Origin of the sequence: Paenibacillus aurantiacus (assembly GCF_042431225.1) — a bacterium.
GTDB lineage: Bacteria > Bacillota > Bacilli > Paenibacillales > Paenibacillaceae > Paenibacillus_Z > Paenibacillus_Z aurantiacus.
Window position 1 is genome coordinate 23,196 of sequence record NZ_JBHMDO010000035.1, and the last position, 16,272, is coordinate 39,467.

At 59.3% G+C, this 16,272-nt stretch carries 16 protein-coding genes; 5 read left to right on the forward strand and 11 right to left on the reverse strand.

What is annotated here, in order from left to right:
* Positions 1-21: 21 nt before the first annotated feature.
* From ACFFSY_RS22880 to ACFFSY_RS22930, 11 genes are all read right to left on the reverse strand, one after another.
* Positions 22-738 carry a hypothetical protein gene (locus ACFFSY_RS22880; protein ID WP_377498450.1) on the reverse strand — a complete coding sequence of 239 codons (717 nt, stop codon included), beginning with the start codon at positions 736-738 and terminating at the stop codon, positions 22-24.
* The gene (locus ACFFSY_RS22885) at positions 735-1,415 is read right to left on the reverse strand and encodes a hypothetical protein (protein WP_377498452.1); all 681 of its coding nucleotides are present in this window, start codon (positions 1,413-1,415) and stop codon (positions 735-737) included. The genes ACFFSY_RS22880 and ACFFSY_RS22885 overlap by 4 nt, the downstream gene beginning before the upstream one ends.
* A gap of 14 nt (positions 1,416-1,429) precedes the next feature.
* A complete protein-coding gene (locus ACFFSY_RS22890; protein WP_377498454.1) occupies positions 1,430-2,053 on the reverse strand; it encodes a DUF4004 family protein in 624 nt (207 codons plus the stop codon).
* A 267-nt stretch (positions 2,054-2,320) separates the two neighbouring features.
* A complete protein-coding gene (gene rbsK, locus ACFFSY_RS22895; RefSeq protein WP_377498456.1) occupies positions 2,321-3,241 on the reverse strand; it encodes a ribokinase in 921 nt (306 codons plus the stop codon).
* A 236-nt stretch (positions 3,242-3,477) separates the two neighbouring features.
* A complete protein-coding gene (locus tag ACFFSY_RS22900) occupies positions 3,478-3,828 on the reverse strand; it encodes a type II toxin-antitoxin system PemK/MazF family toxin (RefSeq protein ID WP_377498458.1) in 351 nt (116 codons plus the stop codon).
* 3 nt (positions 3,829-3,831) lie between these two features.
* The gene (locus tag ACFFSY_RS22905) at positions 3,832-4,113 is read right to left on the reverse strand and encodes a CopG family ribbon-helix-helix protein (RefSeq protein ID WP_148933367.1); all 282 of its coding nucleotides are present in this window, start codon (positions 4,111-4,113) and stop codon (positions 3,832-3,834) included.
* Between the two features lie 277 nt (positions 4,114-4,390).
* Positions 4,391-5,566 (reverse strand): alanine racemase, encoded by a 1,176-nt coding sequence (gene alr / locus ACFFSY_RS22910; RefSeq protein ID WP_377498460.1) that lies wholly within the window; start codon positions 5,564-5,566, stop codon positions 4,391-4,393.
* A 272-nt stretch (positions 5,567-5,838) separates the two neighbouring features.
* Positions 5,839-7,032 carry a LolA family protein gene (locus ACFFSY_RS22915; protein WP_377498462.1) on the reverse strand — a complete coding sequence of 398 codons (1,194 nt, stop codon included), beginning with the start codon at positions 7,030-7,032 and terminating at the stop codon, positions 5,839-5,841.
* 687 nt (positions 7,033-7,719) lie between these two features.
* Positions 7,720-8,337, reverse strand: a complete 618-nt coding sequence (locus ACFFSY_RS22920; RefSeq protein WP_377498464.1) for an NUDIX hydrolase — start codon at positions 8,335-8,337, stop codon at positions 7,720-7,722.
* A gap of 201 nt (positions 8,338-8,538) precedes the next feature.
* A complete protein-coding gene (locus ACFFSY_RS22925) occupies positions 8,539-9,087 on the reverse strand; it encodes a hypothetical protein (protein WP_377498466.1) in 549 nt (182 codons plus the stop codon).
* A 102-nt stretch (positions 9,088-9,189) separates the two neighbouring features.
* Positions 9,190-10,317, reverse strand: a complete 1,128-nt coding sequence (locus ACFFSY_RS22930) for a CobW family GTP-binding protein (protein ID WP_377498467.1) — start codon at positions 10,315-10,317, stop codon at positions 9,190-9,192.
* A 195-nt stretch (positions 10,318-10,512) separates the two neighbouring features.
* Here ACFFSY_RS22930 and ACFFSY_RS22935 point away from each other — a divergent pair, with 195 nt between their 5' ends.
* The 5 genes from ACFFSY_RS22935 (at position 10,513) to ACFFSY_RS22955 (ending at position 15,847) form a co-directional block, all read left to right on the forward strand.
* On the forward strand, positions 10,513-12,078 hold the full coding sequence (locus ACFFSY_RS22935; protein WP_377498468.1) for a spore germination protein: 1,566 nt from the start codon (positions 10,513-10,515) through the stop codon (positions 12,076-12,078).
* A gap of 9 nt (positions 12,079-12,087) precedes the next feature.
* Positions 12,088-13,191: a GerAB/ArcD/ProY family transporter gene (locus ACFFSY_RS22940; RefSeq protein WP_377498470.1), complete on the forward strand. Its 1,104-nt coding sequence runs from the start codon at positions 12,088-12,090 to the stop codon at positions 13,189-13,191.
* On the forward strand, positions 13,188-14,324 hold the full coding sequence (locus tag ACFFSY_RS22945; protein ID WP_377498472.1) for a Ger(x)C family spore germination protein: 1,137 nt from the start codon (positions 13,188-13,190) through the stop codon (positions 14,322-14,324). The genes ACFFSY_RS22940 and ACFFSY_RS22945 overlap by 4 nt, the downstream gene beginning before the upstream one ends.
* 49 nt (positions 14,325-14,373) lie before the next feature.
* Positions 14,374-15,456, forward strand: coding sequence for a CobW family GTP-binding protein (locus ACFFSY_RS22950; RefSeq protein WP_377498474.1), 1,083 nt, complete (start codon positions 14,374-14,376; stop codon positions 15,454-15,456).
* Positions 15,457-15,628: 172 nt separating this feature from the next.
* Positions 15,629-15,847 (forward strand): DUF2905 domain-containing protein, encoded by a 219-nt coding sequence (locus ACFFSY_RS22955; protein WP_377498477.1) that lies wholly within the window; start codon positions 15,629-15,631, stop codon positions 15,845-15,847.
* Positions 15,848-16,272 lie beyond the last annotated feature (425 nt).

A 16,272-nucleotide genomic window follows, 5' to 3' on the forward strand; every position in this document is an offset into this window, starting at 1 on the left:
TGCCAACAAACGCAAGCAGCGCTACCCGATTCTAACCTCGCTCCCGACATGCGATCCCCGGCTCTTCTCCAGCGTCTGCGTATACTCCACGCGCCCGATGACGCAGCCCGGTCCGATCGTGACGCGGTTCCCCCGCACGACGGCCGCTTCGGTATGGGACAGCCGCAGTTCATCGCCTTCGATGAGCTCAGCTTTCAGCACGGATGGTCCGGAGGCGGTGAACCGGCGCTTCAAGTCCATTATCCGGCTGCGCTTCACCTCGATGCGACCGCAGCCGATCTCCTTCGCTTCGCCAGGTGCGTACAGGTTAATGTCCAGCCGGTCCGCGCTAAGCAGCCCGCCAATGCGGAACCCGCCGCTGAGCTCGGCCGCGTCGACCTCGCAGGATCCGCCGGTCTCCAGCTGGCCCTGCAGCTTCAGCTTTCCTGCCGACATTCCGCCGTGGACGGTGACCTGACCAAGCCCCTTGAATTCGCCCGCGCGCAAGGATCCCTTCACGATCAGCTCGCCTTGGATGCGCCCCTCCCGCAGATCGGCCGATCCTTCCACCCGGCACGCCCCCATCACTTTGAAGCCGCCCGCGTGCACATCGCCGTGCGCGACGCCTTCACCCATAATACTGACCGTCTCGAACACGCCGCCCAGCGATTCGCCCGTCCCCATGATTTTCAGCTTTTTCCGGCCGGATGGGGGCGAATAGGCGAAGCCTGCTCCTTGTTTCAATGATTCCTTGCTCATAGCTGCACCCGCTCCTTTACGTTCGCGTTCGGATGAACGATCAATTCGGTCTTGTATTCGACCCGGCCGATCGAGCAGCCCGGTCCGATGACGACCCGGTCCCCCCGCACGATCGCAGCGGTTGTCGCCTCCAGCTTCACCTCATCCCCTTCGATGAGCCGCGCCTCCAGCGCCGGATCGAACGAAGGGATCACTTTCTGGAGCAAATGGGCCCACGCACCGCGCTCTGCCCGCCGCACCTCGATGCTACTCCCGCCGATCTCCTGCGCTCTTGACGAGCCGATGAGTCCGAAATCGATCCGGCCGGCGTTCAGCATCCCGCCAATGCGAATCCAGCCGTTTGCGACGACCTCCTCAGCCTCGCAATTGCCGTCTACCTTGAGCGCGCCAGTCAGCTCCATTTTGTCCCCGCGCAGACTGCCGCTGACTGTGAATTGTCCTTCTAGACGCGCCTGATCCGCCGTCAACAATCCCGCGACGGTGACGCGGCCCGCAGCTTCGAGCTTTCGCGCGTCGACGCTTCCGTATATTTTCCCGACGCCGTTAATCGCGATCTCCTGGGCCTGGACATCGCCATCGATTTTGCAGACGCCGTCCATCTTGACGCTGCGGTATGCGCCTCCCGCCGCGCGGCTGATTCCGTTCAATGCCAAATCGAAATGTTCAGCCAGCATCATATTCCTCCGCCCCCTTAAGCAAGCTTGTTCGTTAATTCCTGCAAACAATCCCGAAGCCGCAGCCTCGCCGCCAACCGCGCGCCCGTCTCGACCCGCATCTCGCCTCCGGAAGGCACAACGAGAAATAACGAGACGCCTGCCTTGCGCACCCACAGCACTTCTTTGTCCTCGTCCTCCCTCGCCGGCCCCTCCGCCTTCAGCAGCTGGAGCAGCGCGGACTGCTCCGCCGGCGGAATCCGCTCGAGACGCTGCAGCTTCTCGGCCGCGTACAGCGCGAACAACAGTCGGAACGGCACGCGTCCATCCCCCGCTCCTTCCGCGTGCAGCATGCGGAGCGTCTGCTCGGATACGATGCGGCGGGCGGTCAGCTCCTCCCTGCGCCAAGCCAGCTCGTAGAGCTCCGGCGCGAACTTCTCCGCCAATTCGTCGAGCGAGAGCTCCTCCTTCATCTCAAGAATGCGGCGAACTCTCGCCAGCACGAGCCCTTTCGGGAAAAACGTCTCCTGCCCCGTAAAGGTCGATCGGCGGATAAACCACGCCTCCGGGATCAGCTGCTTGCGCTTCCACCGGTACAGCTGCCCGTACGAAATGCCCGTTAATTCGAGCAGCTCCTTCTTGGAGATCAACTCCGGTTCCATCCCGCTCCCTCCTTGCCAGCCGCGCGCGTAACAAAACACTGTTACGCTGCCGAGGCCGATGCGTTCAGGACATCCCGCATGCTCGTGATGCCTCTTCGTTATGCATTATATGCCGCGCTCGCCATCCGCTGGACCTGCGCGGGGATGAAAATACGCTCGGTCTGCAGACCGAATTTTCGCGTATGACTCGCCGAGAACACAAAAAATCCCGGACAACAGCCGCGCCTTGCGCAGCTGCTGTCCGGGATTCTCCCTCCACTATACGATTTACCCCCGCTCCCGCAGGAACGCCAGCGTCTCCTCCCGCGTCGGGATGGAAGTCTGCGCGCCTTCTCGCGTCACCGCGATCGCCGAAGCCGCCGCCGCGAAACGAAGGCTCTCTTCGGCGCCGCCGCCCCGAGACTGCTCGGCCGCGAACGCGCCGATGAACGTATCCCCGGCCGCCGTTGTGTCCTTCGGCTCCACGCGGAACGCCGGTACGGCCGCTTCCGTCCCGTCTGCCGCACGGTAATAGCAGCCCTTCTCGCCGAGCGTTACGATCGCGGCGCTCACGCCGCGCCGGAGCAATTCGGCCGCCGCCACGGCCGCCGATCCGGTGTCCGTTACCGTAAGCCCAGTCACGATGCCCGCTTCGGTCTCGTTCACGATGATCGTGTCGATCCACGGGAATACATCATCCGGCAGCTGCAGCGCAGGCGCCGGGTTGCAGTAGACCTTCACGCCGGCTGCGGATGCTTGCTCCATGACGAAACGCGTCGTCTCCCAAGGAATCTCGTTCTGCAGCAGAATCGCGTACGCATTCGCCCATACCGGCCGCGAGGCTTCGATGTCCTCGCGAAGCAGCTGTCCGTTCGCGCCCGCCGACAGGATGATCGTATTCTCGCCCTCCCGGCTTACCGCAATGAACGCCAGCCCCGATGTGCCCGGCTTGCGCAATACCGGCGCGACGTCCACGCCGCTGTCATGCAGCGAGGCGATCAGCGATTGACCGAACGCATCCTCCCCGACTGCGCCGATCATCGCCACTTCGCCGCCGGAGCGCGATGCGGCGACCGCCTGGTTTGCCCCTTTGCCCCCCGGGAAGTTGCCTGTATTCGAACCGTGTATCGTCTCGCCCGGCAGCGGATGCCGCTCCACATGACTGACCACGTCCATATTGATGCTGCCAATGACTACGATTTTGCCCATGATCTTCTTTCCTCTCCAATGCTGTACTATCCCTACATCTTAGCCCTTCCCGGCCGAACATTCAACCTCGAACGAAAGCGCTTTCTTGACTGGTTGGACGAGATGGTTGTCTCTCTTGCAAGTGCAAGGGTTGCGATGACATGCCTCTCTCGTAAGCAACCCAACCCCGCGCACAGCAAAGCCCGCCGCCCCGGCGGCAAACGCCAAGGCAAGCGGGCTACAAGCTGCCGCACGTATTAAAAGTCGATCAGGCCAACGCTGATCTGAAGCGCTTCGTCCACTTTGTGCATCGTCTCGTCATCCAGATGCGTGATTTTGTCGGTCAGCCGCTGCTTGTCGATGGTGCGAATCTGCTCAAGCAGGATGACCGAATCGCGATCAAAGCCATGGGACGCCGCGTCGATCTCCACGTGGGTCGGCAGCTTCGCCTTCTGGATCTGAGCCGTGATGGCTGCCACGATCACCGTCGGACTGAACCGGTTGCCGATATCATTCTGTATGACCAGTACCGGGCGAACGCCCCCCTGCTCGGAACCGACAACGGGGGATAAGTCCGCAAAAAACACATCGCCGCGTTTAACGATCAAGCTCTACACCCCGCTTACGAGTCGGCCGAGCGTATCGCCCGCGTCTTCCTCCGCTTGAAAAGCCTCCGATGCCATGCCAAGGTTGATCTTGGCCATCTCCATATATCCGCGCTGCATCGACTCGCGAATCTGGCGCTTCTTGCGCTCGATCAAGTAAAGCTTCATCGCTTGACGAATAAATTCGCTGCGGTTCGAGTTCTCTTTGGCGACGATCCCGTCCACTTCTTCCAGCAAATGATCCGGCAAACTGATCATGATCCTCTTGGTGTTCTGCATATTGGCCACCAACTCGCACCTCCAAAAACATTTCCAAAAAAGCGCACTATCAGTATTTCTTCGTTCCCTGAGAAATATACACCATTCATAGTATGCGGCCCGTATTGCCTGTATGCTGCACACGTTGATATACCAATGAAGTCGATCCGAGCTTCCCGTTCGGGGCGCGGCAAACTAAAACCAGTTCCCGTATCCATACTTGGTGCTTCCTACATATTCGCTGAAAGGAGCGAAAATCCTCTTCAAAATTCGCCCGCTTCCGTCGGTAATATATGACAAGCCTCGCTTATACGAGCGGATTCATCACATTCGCCAATTGCCCGCCCCGCAAATACACCCTCGGCACGCGGCCTGCGATCATGCAGGTCACCTCGTAATTAATGGTCCCCAGCTTCACCGCGATCTCGTCGGCCGTAATCGATTCGCCGCCTTGGCTGCCGATCAGCACGACTTCCTCGCCCGGCTCGACCGGCATGCCGTTCATTGCGGCCGGATCAAGCGCGATCATGCATTGATCCATGCAGATTGTCCCGAGCACCGGGACGCGTACGCCCCGCACGATCGCCTCGGCCTTGCCCGTCAAGAGACGGCTGTACCCGTCGGCATAACCGATCGGCAGCGTACCTATCCGCTCTTCGCCCGCCGTGAAATAACGGGTGCCGTAGCTAATTCCCCAGCCCGGAGGCGCCTGCTTCACCATGACGACGCGCGTCTTGAGCGACATGACGGGCTCCAACTCGATGCGGGTCTTGTTCACTTCCGCCGAAGGATACAACCCGTACATGCCAATCCCGAGGCGCACCATGCCGCCCGCCCACTCCGGCGTATCCATCCCGGCGGCGGTGTTTGCTGCGTGCACGATCGGCAGATGAAGCCCGCGCCTTGTAAGCTCTTGCATCAACGATTGGAATCGCTCATATTGCAGGGCGGTGTAGTCTTTGTTCGACTCATCGGCGCGCGCATAATGCGTGAACAAGCCCTCCACGTCCAAGCCCGGGTCGCGGAGCGCCCGCTCGACGTACGCGATCGCGGCAGGTCCGGGCGGCAGGCCAAGCCGTCCCATGCCGGTATCGATCTTAATATGCACGCGCAGCTTCCTGCCGCTCTTCGGCAGCGCGGAGGCCGCCGCGAGCACGTCGTCCCGAAACATCGCGACCGAAATATTCATTTCGCGCGCGATCGCCAGTCCCTCCGGCGGCACGTACCCCAGCACGAGTATCGGCGCGGCAATGCCCGCCCTGCGCAATTGAAGCGCTTCGTCCAAAAACGCAACGCCCAAATAATCCACGCCGCATAACTCCGCTTCCCTGGCCGTTTCCACCGCGCCATGCCCGTAAGCGTTCGCTTTCACCGATGCCATCAGCCGCATGCCCGGGGGCAGCGCCGCGCGGAACGCCTGCAGATTGCGCCGCAGGGCGTCCAGAGAAATTTCCGCCCATGTCGGGCGATAGTATGCGTTCACCAGCTCCACCTTCTCCTCTTTCCCGCTTCCTTCGCGCTTGCCGCATCGCTCAAAAGAAAGCGGCGCGGGTGCGAGTCCCGCGCCGATTCCTATGAGCGGGCGCCCTTGCCAAGGCGCAGAAGCTTCTGATCCATCAGAGGACCGTTCAAGCCCGCTCTGATTTATCGACCAACCTATCGTCTTTATGTTATACCCATCGGCAGGCGGCGTCAATGAAACGAGGCGGCTTGCGGCGGTGTTTCGAGCTGGAAATTGTTGCGCTTCGCTTTACGTTATTTCGTCATCTCGCCTTGAACGGACTGCGCGATGCGAACGAGCTCCGTCTCCGGCAGCGTGCCGCTCGTGAGGCGGTACTGGATGCCGTCGTACGTCCAGACGATCGTGCGCTGCGGGCTTTCCTCGTCGCCGATCAGCTCGCCGATCGTGTACACGAGATCGACCATTTGGCCTTGGCCCATAGAGGAGGCGGCCATGTCGCGCGGCTGCGTTTTGATGAGCGTAAAATCGTACGTCGCGCCGGCATAACGGTCCATGACGCCCGGCAATCCGCCGAATACGATATCGTTGGAATCCTGCAGCGCCATCGGCTCCGGCCCGAGGTAGAGCGGATCGAGCGCAGCCGCCAGGTTGTCTTTCGTCGCTTGGTCGCCTGCGACCGGCGCCATCGTGTCTTCGGCCGGCTCGTCGCCGCTTGTGCTGCCTTCGGTGTCGTCCGCTTTGCCGGAATCCGCCGGCGTGTTGCCCGTCGTCTCATCGGCGCTGCCGTTCTGCGCCTTGCCGCCTTCCGCGGCCGCGTCACCGTCTTCCGGCTGAACCGTGGACGGCTTGCTCGAACCGCTCAAGTTCTGCTTCGTATCGAAGACGCTCTTGTCCGGTTTCGAGTCGAAATCGAATTCGGTGAATTTGACGGATACCATGACCGCCGCGTTCGTGTCGCTGACTTCGACCTGCAGCGGACGGTAATCTTTGTCGAGCCAGATTTTCTGGCGGGCGAGCGAGCCGTTCTGGTAGTTCGCCATGACGTCGAACACGTAGTTCTCTTTGTCGACGGCGAATTGGCGGCTGTTATCCTGCAGAATGCTCGAGACGAGCGTTTGGTACAGATACACTTGTCCTTGGTTTTGCGGCCAGTCGCTTTGGAAGCGGAACACTTTATTGAGGCGCGGTGTAAGCACGAAGACGCCTTCGTCGTTGCGCAGCACGATTTGCGTGATGTCGCGCTTCGCGTTCGTCAATTCGATGCGGTAGTAGCTCGGTTTCTGGTACTGCACGTCTACCTGATACTCCAATGGCTGCTGCCCGGTATTGAGCGTCATCGTGCCTTTCCCGTGATAGCTATCCAGGCTGTTAACGACTTTGTCCAAATCCTTGACGACGGTATCCGCGTCCTTCGTGCCGCCGCATGCGGCGAGCAATGCCGTAAGGCACAATAGAACGGCTGCTAGTAGGCTGATTCGACGACGCATGAACTCTCCACCCCTTAATGATAATGTTGGCTTAGCCGTGTACACTCGACTGCTAAGATATCTATGAGGGGACTTGGACATTTATGCGGACTAGATTGACGAGCTCCTGCTTGGACCAATCGGAGCGCATGCGCGGCATCGCGCGGCCGCGTCCGCCGCAGGTTAGACGAGCATTCCGGCAAAAAACAAAAGGGCAGCGCCCCTTCACATCCCCATTCTCCCTCCCCCTTCCCCCTCCGCTGAGGGGAACCAAGCATATGCTTCCGAAGTGCGCTTTCCGTTGGAAAACGCTCAGACTTCGCCCTCTGGACACCCTTCTTCGAGCAGGCATCCAAGGGTCGTGGATAGCGGCTGTTTTCGAGCGGAGCACGCTTTTGTCCTCATGGACAAAGCTAACGTTGTGGCCACCTCTGGACTCCCTTTTACGTGCTATCAAGCTTGTTCGCGGTCGGCGGGTTGCTTCGAGCTGGCACGCTCTTGTCCTTGCGGACAAAGCTTCATCCGTATGGGCTGCTCGGACGCGCTTTACATTTTTATCCTCAACATGGATGTTGCATTATGTCCTAAACGACAACGAAAAACCGCCGGTGGCCGGCGGTTAAAGGCGTGATCTAAAAGACCGGTGCAAAACAACGCGTTCTGCGGGCGGTATGAGCTTACACTCGCTGTTGTATCCGGATTTAACGATTAGTCCAGCAGCACGTCCGACCGCTCGCCGCGCGCAAGCTCGAACATCGCTTGAATTTGGCGCTCCGTGTTGCGCTCGAGGGACAACGGGGGCAGCGCACCCTCCGCGAAGAAGCCGACTTGCGTCGTCTCGAGACCGATCTGCGCCGCGCCGCCGGTCAATCGGCAGAGAATGAAGATTTTATAGACATGATGAGGCGAAGGCGGATGTTCATGGAACTTCTTGTCCAGTACAGCCAGCAGCCGCACCGCTTCGACCTCGTACCCCGATTCCTCCCGTACCTCCTTCACCGCGATCTCCTTCGGCGACAGTCCGATGTCTGCCCAGCCGCCCGGCAGCGACCAGGCACCGTCCGCCAGCTCGCGCACCATGAGCATCGCGCCGTCCTCATTCAGCACGACGCCCCGAACATCCACCTTCGGCGTCGCGTAGCCCGTTTCACTCGCGAACAGCTCGCGGATCTTCTCCTCGCCCGCCTCCGTATACGTCTGCATGATTTCCACGCTTAGGTCGCGCAGCATCTCGAACCGTTCGATATCGTATATATCTTTCCCGTAGGCCAGTCCCGTCTGGCTGATCGCCTGAATCTGCTTAGCCCACTCCAGCCACTTCAGCATGGTTGCTCTCCTCCTTAATGAAGAAGACCCCGCACGATCGCGCATCTCGCGTCGTGGGGGCCTTCGATGTATGGCGCTGGGGTAAGCATACCACAGACGCTGCCCCAAGCTAAACTAGTCCGGCATCGCAAAAGGGCTGAAATCGGCCGGCTGCTTCCGCTGCTGCTCGATTTCAGCCCCTCATTATCACAACCTGCCAAATTACGCTTGCGTGCGGCCGGTTGCGTTCGTACCCGAATCTTTACCCGAGCCTTTACCAGAATCTTTGCCCGCGTCTTTGCCCGCATCCTTGCCAAGCTTCTTCGCCTTCTCGCATTCCGCGCGGCGCGCCTCGCGGACCTCCTTGTGCAGCTGGCGCAAGTCCTTGCCCTCGGTCGCGATGCCCAGACGCTTCGCTTCCTCTTGCAGCATCGCCATTCGCTTCGCCTTGTGCTCGGCTTTGAATTTCGCCCACTTCTCCGGCTGCTCTTGACGCACCTTCCTCAGCTCTTCGCGAAGCTGTTCGGTCGTCATGCCTTCGGTCTTGATGCCGAAGTATTCCGCCGCTTCCTTGAGCCGCTTCTCGCCATGTCGGTGATGGTCGCCCTTCATCGCCTTCCACTGTTCGGGCGCTTCCGAATAACTTTCGAACCGCTCCGTCTTCGTCTGCGGCTCCTTCGCCGTCTCTGGCGCCGCGAACGCGGATGCGCCGCCGAATAATAACATCGCGGCCGCTGCCGCGGACACGCATGTTTTCGTCCATTGGTTCATAGGGGTCTGACACTCCTTTTGCGCGTTTGGGATGGCCAACATTTGGTAGTCTGTCCAAACCGTCCTGGCCATAGTCCTTCCCCGCGCGAAAGACGCGTCCCGCTAGAGTCGCTCGAGCTGGTTCAATACCGACTGCCTGTCGAAATGCTCTCCGATGAACACCGCCACGTCCTTCACGTCTCCTTGCGGCGTAATGCGGATCAGCTCCAGCTCCCGATAAGCGAACTGGAACAGGAACCGGCTGCCCGTCTCCTTCAGCGTCACGATCCCTTTGGCCCGGTACACGTTATCCGGCAAGCCCTTGACGAACGCTTCGAACGCATGCGAATCGACCGGCGCCTCCAAATAATGCGTCAGCGCCATGACGTGCGCGTGCGAGGCATGCACATGTCCTTCGGATGAATCGCCATGCGCTTCCTCCCCATGCCCATGGCTGCAAGCGCCATGATCATGCCCGCACGCTTCATCGTGCACATGCGCCGCCTTCTCCGCCGTACTCGCCGAACCGCCAATGCCCGCCTTGTCTTCGGTCCCGTGATCATGGGCGCAGCTCGCTCCGCAAATATGCCCGTCATGAGAGCGGCTGGCCGGCATCCCGCCGTCCGCGTCGAACATACTCAAATCCGTTACGCATTTGATCGTCGCCGTCAGCGGCGCATAAGCATTCAACTCGCGCACCAGCTGCTGCACCTCGATCAACTCCTCGGCTTCCAGCCGATCCGCCTTGTTGACCACTAGATCGGTCGCGCAGCGGATCTGCTCCTGCATCAGCTTGAATGTTCGGCCGCCGCGCCGGCTTCTCGCCAGCAGCTCCGGTCCGTCCACGACGGTGACGATGGAGCGGAGCTCGATGCGCTCGTACATCGACGTCTCCGTCACGGCGTCGATAATTTCCATCGGATTCGCCGCCCCCGTCGCTTCGATCAGGATAACCTCGGGCCGATGGTCATCGACCAGCTTCTTGAGCTCGATTGCCAAATCGCCGCTCATCGAGCAGCAGATGCAGCCGCTTAGCATCTCGGCCATCGGCACGTCGCCGCCGATCACCTGCCCGTCAAGGTTCACCTCGCCGATCTCGTTCATCACGACGGCCGCCTTCACGTCCGCCATTCGGTAATGGTCGATGACCCGGTTCAGCAGCGTCGTCTTCCCGCTCCCGAGGAAACCAGACAACAGATGAACCGGAATGGTCCGCTCCCCATGCGCCTTATGGTCTATCTTGTTACTCATGTCCATTCCCTCTTCCCCTGGCGGACGAGCCGCCGTTTCGATCTCTCCATTATAGCTCGCCGCCCGGCTGAATCACAATTTAGAAGAGAGGCCGACGCGCCTTTGCCTCCCCGCCCACCCGCTCGCATAATAACGAACCGCTTCGGTGAAAATAACCCTCGTTCCCCACTTCCTTCCATAAGGAGGCCAACCGCCATGGCCGATGCAACGTCCGGCAATAGCAGCCCCAATGCGGGCAGCAGCCAAAATGGCAATTCAACCGGCACTGGTACGGCTTCGGATAGCGGCCAGCATGCCGGCAAGTCCGAGAACCAAGGAACCTCCGGCGGTGACGGCGTATCGTCAGCCTCGCCGCTGAAACCTCTGACGCTTACGAACCTGCTGGGCGAATTCAATAACACGATGGATTTGAAATTCCGCGATTTTCCCGCCAACGGAGTCAAGGCGGTTTATTTGCAATATATGATCGACTCCGAGCAGCTTTATCGCTCGCTCGTGCTCCCGATCGGCGGCGTCGCCGACGACATGGCGGACAAGCTGCTGCAGCAGGCGATATTCGAGCGTGCGGATTCGCTGGAGGATGCCGTGTACGCGGTGCTGTTCGGCAGCGCCGTCATCTTCTCCGGGGACCGTGCGTACAAGCTCGACCTCACCCGCTCCATCGGACGCTCGATCGAACAGACCGAGACCGAGACGGTCATCGCGGGTCCGCATGACGGGTTCGTCGAGAACATCGTCGAGAACTTGGCGCTGCTTCGCAAGCGGCTGCGGAGCTCGCATCTGAAGACGGTTCCCCTCGCGGTCGGCGAAGTGACCAAAACCCAAGTCGTCGTCGCGTATATCGAAGGGATCGCCAATCCGGATTTCGTCGCCAAAGTAACCGACCGGCTGCAGAACATCGAATTCGATTCCATTTACGAAGCCAACATGCTCGTGCAGATGATCGACGACAACCCGAACTCCTTCTTCCCGCAGTTCGTGGTGACGGAGCGACCGGACGCGATATGCTCCAAGCTGTCGGCCGGGCGGGTCGTGATCTTCGTGGACGGATCGCCTTCCGCGGTAAGCGCGCCGGCGTCATTTTTCGAATTCTTCACCTCGCCGGATGACTACTATCAGCGCTGGCACGTCGGCTCCGCGCTTCGCCTGCTGCGGATCGTAGGGTTCATCATTACGGTCGGCTTTACCGCGTTCTATGTATCAGTGACGACTTTTCATTATGAGATGATTCCGCACAAAATGCTGCTGAACTTGACCAAATCCAGAAGCAACGTGCCGTTCCCGCCGCTGTACGAGGCCCTCCTGATGGAGACGACGATCGAGCTGCTGCGGGAAGCGGGCGCACGTCTGCCGACGAAGATCGGCCAGACGATCGGTATCGTCGGCGGTATCGTCATCGGGCAGGCGGCCGTTCAGGCGGGCTTCACGAGCAACGTGCTCATCATCGCCGTCGCGTCGTCCGCGATCGCCTCGTTCGTCATTCCGAGCTACGTCATGAGCGCGTCGATCCGGCTGATTCGCTTTCCGCTCATTTTCCTGGCGGGCGTGTGGGGAAATTTCGGCCTTATGATCGGCATCGCGTTCATTGTCATTCATCTCTCCGGCATTACGAACCTGGGCAGCTCGTACTTGACGCCGATCGCGCCGATGAACTTCAGGGATTGGATGGATACCTTTATCCGCGGCCCGCTCTATTCCTTGCGCTACCGGCCGTCCCAAGTCAAATCGCCCAATCAATTGAAGAACAAAATGCGAAAGTAGGTGAAGCGGATGATCGAAAAACTGAACGGATTCCATGTCGCCTTCATCATCGTCATGATCGAGCTTGACGTGACCGTCTTCAGCCTCCCCAGGATCCTTGCGGAGAACCTCGGCACCAACGGGTGGATCGGTCTGCTCCTGCTGTCGGCCATCGCTTTCGCCAACCTTGGCCTGATTCATCTCTTCCAGCGCGTCGGCCAGGGCCGTTCCCCGTTCGAGGTCGCCGAGCAGTCGATTCCCCGAATCCTGCTCATGCCGGTCTACGTGCTCCTCTCGCTGCTATGGATCACGCTCGGCAGTTTCGTATGTAAGAAATATGTGCTTATTTATCAAATGGTCGCCTTCCCGACGACTAATGCGAACCTGCTGTATACCCTTTTGGCCGCACTGGCCTTTTATTTGCTTATTAAAGGCATCTATAACATCGGTAAGGCGATGACCGTCTTCTTCTATTTCACCGTACCGGTCGCTTTGTTCGCCTTCTATTTCAAAGATCAATGGGAGCTGTACCGCTTTACGCCGTTTATCCTCAAAGGAGGAACCGAAGGGCACAGCCTAAAAAACTGGCTGGAGGTATACACCATCTACGTGGGGTACGAAATCTCGCTGTTTCTGATACCGTTCGCGGAACGGAAATCGTTGTTTAAAGGCGCTTACCTTGGCCATTTGCTGACCACCTCGGTTTACCTGCTGCTGATCATCGTCTCGTACGGCTTCTTTAGCCTCGATCAGCTTCAAGCCATTATGTACCCGCTGCTGAATCTGTTCTCTTATATCGAGCTGCCCTTCCTGAACCGGTTGGAGAACCTTATCTTCACGCTGTTTCTGTTTAGCAACCTAGCCTCGCTCGTCTTGTTCGGCTGGATGGCGCTCACGGCGCTTCGGCGCGTATTCCCGAAAGCGAGAAAGAATGTGCTCGAGCTTATCTTGATTGCGGCCTCGATCGGTATCTCTTCCTACCCGAAAATATTGCGGGATTCGGAAATATTGCTGCGCGTTGCCCTCTACTTGGAAGCCGCCGTCGCCTTCCTGCTGCCGACTGCGCTGCTGCTGCTGGCGGCATTTCAAGCCCGCAGCAAGACGCCGAAATCCGAAGGCGGGACGACGGCATGAGGACCATGCGTTTCCTACGCCTCCCGCTGCTTGCGCTGACTTGCGCCGCGCTGCTCCTTGCCGGCTGCCGCGACGAGAAAATCATCGAACGGATGGGATTCACGCGTACCGTCGCCCTCGATCTCCCGGATGGCGAAGAAGACAAGACGAAGCTGAAGGTGACGATCAGCATTCCGAAGTCCGAGCCGGCGAACGCCCGGATCGTCCTGACGACGATCGCGCAGTCGAACAAAGAAGCCCGCATTATGTTCTCCCGTCAGAACAACCGCCAGATCGTCAGCGGCCAGCTGCGTGCGGTGCTGTTCGGCGAGCAGCTGGCGAAGGACGGCCTCTGGAAAAACATCGACACGTTCGTGCGGGATCCGTCCATCGGCAGCAAAGTGAACGTGATTGTTGTGAACGGCAATGCCAACGCCCTACTGCAGCGCAATTACAAGCAGTTCCCCAGCACCGGCGAGTATATCGAGGACTTGGTTCGAACGGAACGCGGCGCGACCGAAATCCCGCTCTCCAACCTGCACACGTTCACGCGGGATTATTTCGACGACGGCATCGACCCGGTAGCTCCGCTCATCAAGGAGGGCAAGGAAGCGCTCGCCCTCGACGGCATTGCCTTGTTCCGCGACGATGTCTTCGTCATGCGCGTCGAACCCCAGAAATCGCTGCTGTTCAACTTCATGCACAAGAACTTCGTTACGGGCGAAGTCGTCATGGCGCTGCCGATCCAAGAAGGCGAGCAGCAGCGGATCATGCTCAGCTTCGTCGCCAGCAACCGCAAAATCAAAATCCGCCATGCCAAGACGATTCGCGGCGGCGAAGACATTCAGGTTCATTTCCATCTGAAGATACGAGGCGAGGTGCTGGAATACCATGGTAAGTTGAACCTGCAGAAGACCCCGGATCAGAAAGAGCTGGAGAAGCGGATGAAAGCCTATGTCGAGAGCGAGACGATGCATCTTCTGGAGAAAATGCAGCAGCTGCGGATCGACCCGCTCGGCATCGGCCAACATGTCCGCAACCGCATGACCTTCGCCCAATGGAAGAAGCTCGATTGGCGGGAAATGATCCCAGACTTGAAGATTCGGGTTACCGCCGACGTCAAAATTAAAGATATCGGCAAGCTGCAGTCCTGATCCCGCCCGCTCCCGCATACACTTAACGTGGATGAAAGGAGCGATAGCCATGATAGAAACGAGACCGATTCCGGTCGTAGTCGTCAGCGGCTTCCTCGGCAGCGGTAAAACGACGATGCTGCTGCGGGTGCTGCAGCATGCCAAGGCGGAGGGTATGCGCGCCTCCGTCCTGATGAACGAGGTCGGCTCCGTGGATGTCGACGGCATCATGGTGAGCGGGCAGGCCGCTGCCAGCATGCTGGAGCGCGTCACGGAAGGCTGCCTTTGCTGCAGCAAGAAGGGCGAGTTGGCGCAATGTCTGGAGCGTCTGGCGGAAGCCGCACCGGACGTCATCTTCATCGAACTGACCGGCGTCGCCAATCCCGAGGAAATCGTCGAAGCGATGAGCGAGCCGCAGCTTGCCCCCAGAATCGCGCTGCACCGGATTGTCACCGTACTGGACGCGGAGCACGCGATTGATTATAACAGCATCTTCTCCACCGACCGCGAGCTTGTACATACGCTGCGCCGGCAGATCGAGGTCGCCGACTTCGTCTTGGCCAACAAGGCGGATCTCATCTCGTCCAAGACGGCGGCTAAGCTCGACAAAATGGTGCGCGACCGCAACGCCGCCTGTCAGCTTGTGCTGACGGTCCGCGGCGACGTGAAGCCTTCGTTCATCCTCGATGGCATCGAGAAAAGCGGGCATGCGAGGCCGCTGCCGTCGCCGTCCTTCGGCAATGTTCGCGTAGGCGGCGTGCCGATCTCGCCATCTCCCGGCACGCGCGTCTTCGCCTCCCCGCAGCAAGCCGGCGCCCCCGCGCCGCAGCCTTCCGCGGTCCTGCAGGTGATCACGAAGCAGCGGCAATCGTACTCCCGCGTCAAGTCGGTCACGCTCTACCCCGGAACGGCCAGCGCCGTCACGAAGCGAAGCTTCGAAGCGTTCTTTGCCGGCCGGGGCAACGGCTGCCTTCGCGCCAAAGGGTTCATGCCGCTGGGCCCCGGCGGGAGCATGCTGCTATTCCAGCTCGCCGGCAAACGAATCGAATGGCAGAAAGCCGACTATGCGGGAGAGCCGTATTTCGTCATGATCGGCATCGACCTTGACCACGCCCGCGTCTCGGCAGAATGGGAGAAGCTGACGAAGCAATAGTAGTAGACATGACAAAAGACCGTGGATAGCGTTGGGCGGCACTTTGGTGCTTGCCTCGCGCGGATCCACGGTCTTTTATAGTTGGGAGAAGCGCAACTGCTTATTCCAGCGGGTATACTAAGAACAGCGGCTTTGTCCCGCCAGAACGTTATCGCAAGGAGTTGAACCTGTCATCGGCACGATCCCCAAATTACTCATTATCGCCGGCGCCGTCCTGATCGTCGTTGGCTTGTTGTGGGCGCTGCTCGGCCGCTTCCTTCCGCTGGGCCGCCTCCCCGGCGACATCTCCATCGAGAAAGAAGGCTTCGCTTTCTATTTCCCGGTCGTCACGTGCATCGTGATCAGCTTGGTCGTGTCCGGCATTGCTTATTTGGTCCGCTTGTTTAAATGATCTGCATAGGGACCAATAAGCCCATAAACAAGAAGAAGGGGGTGTCCCAAAAGTCATCAAAAGATGACCTTGGGATACCCCCGTTTTTTTAAAAACAATGACTGGGTTACCGCACCCACTGCGCGGTCGCATGTTCTTCCGATCGCTGTTGTTCCCGGATTCCCTGAATGTAATGGGCGAAGGTAGGAATCCGCTCACAAAGGCGAACGCTGACGCTTCTCCAGAATCATGTGACCTGCTCCGTTTTGGCTAACCATTCATTAAAATTTCAAAACAAAAGAAGCCTGTCCTTGTTAGAATGGAAGTACCACCAACCATCCAACCAAAGGAGAAGCCTCTCTTGTACAAAGAATATACCATGGACAAACTCGCTATGCCAATGGATCTGCAGGAAGACATCCCCAAAAATCATCTCGTTCGCATCG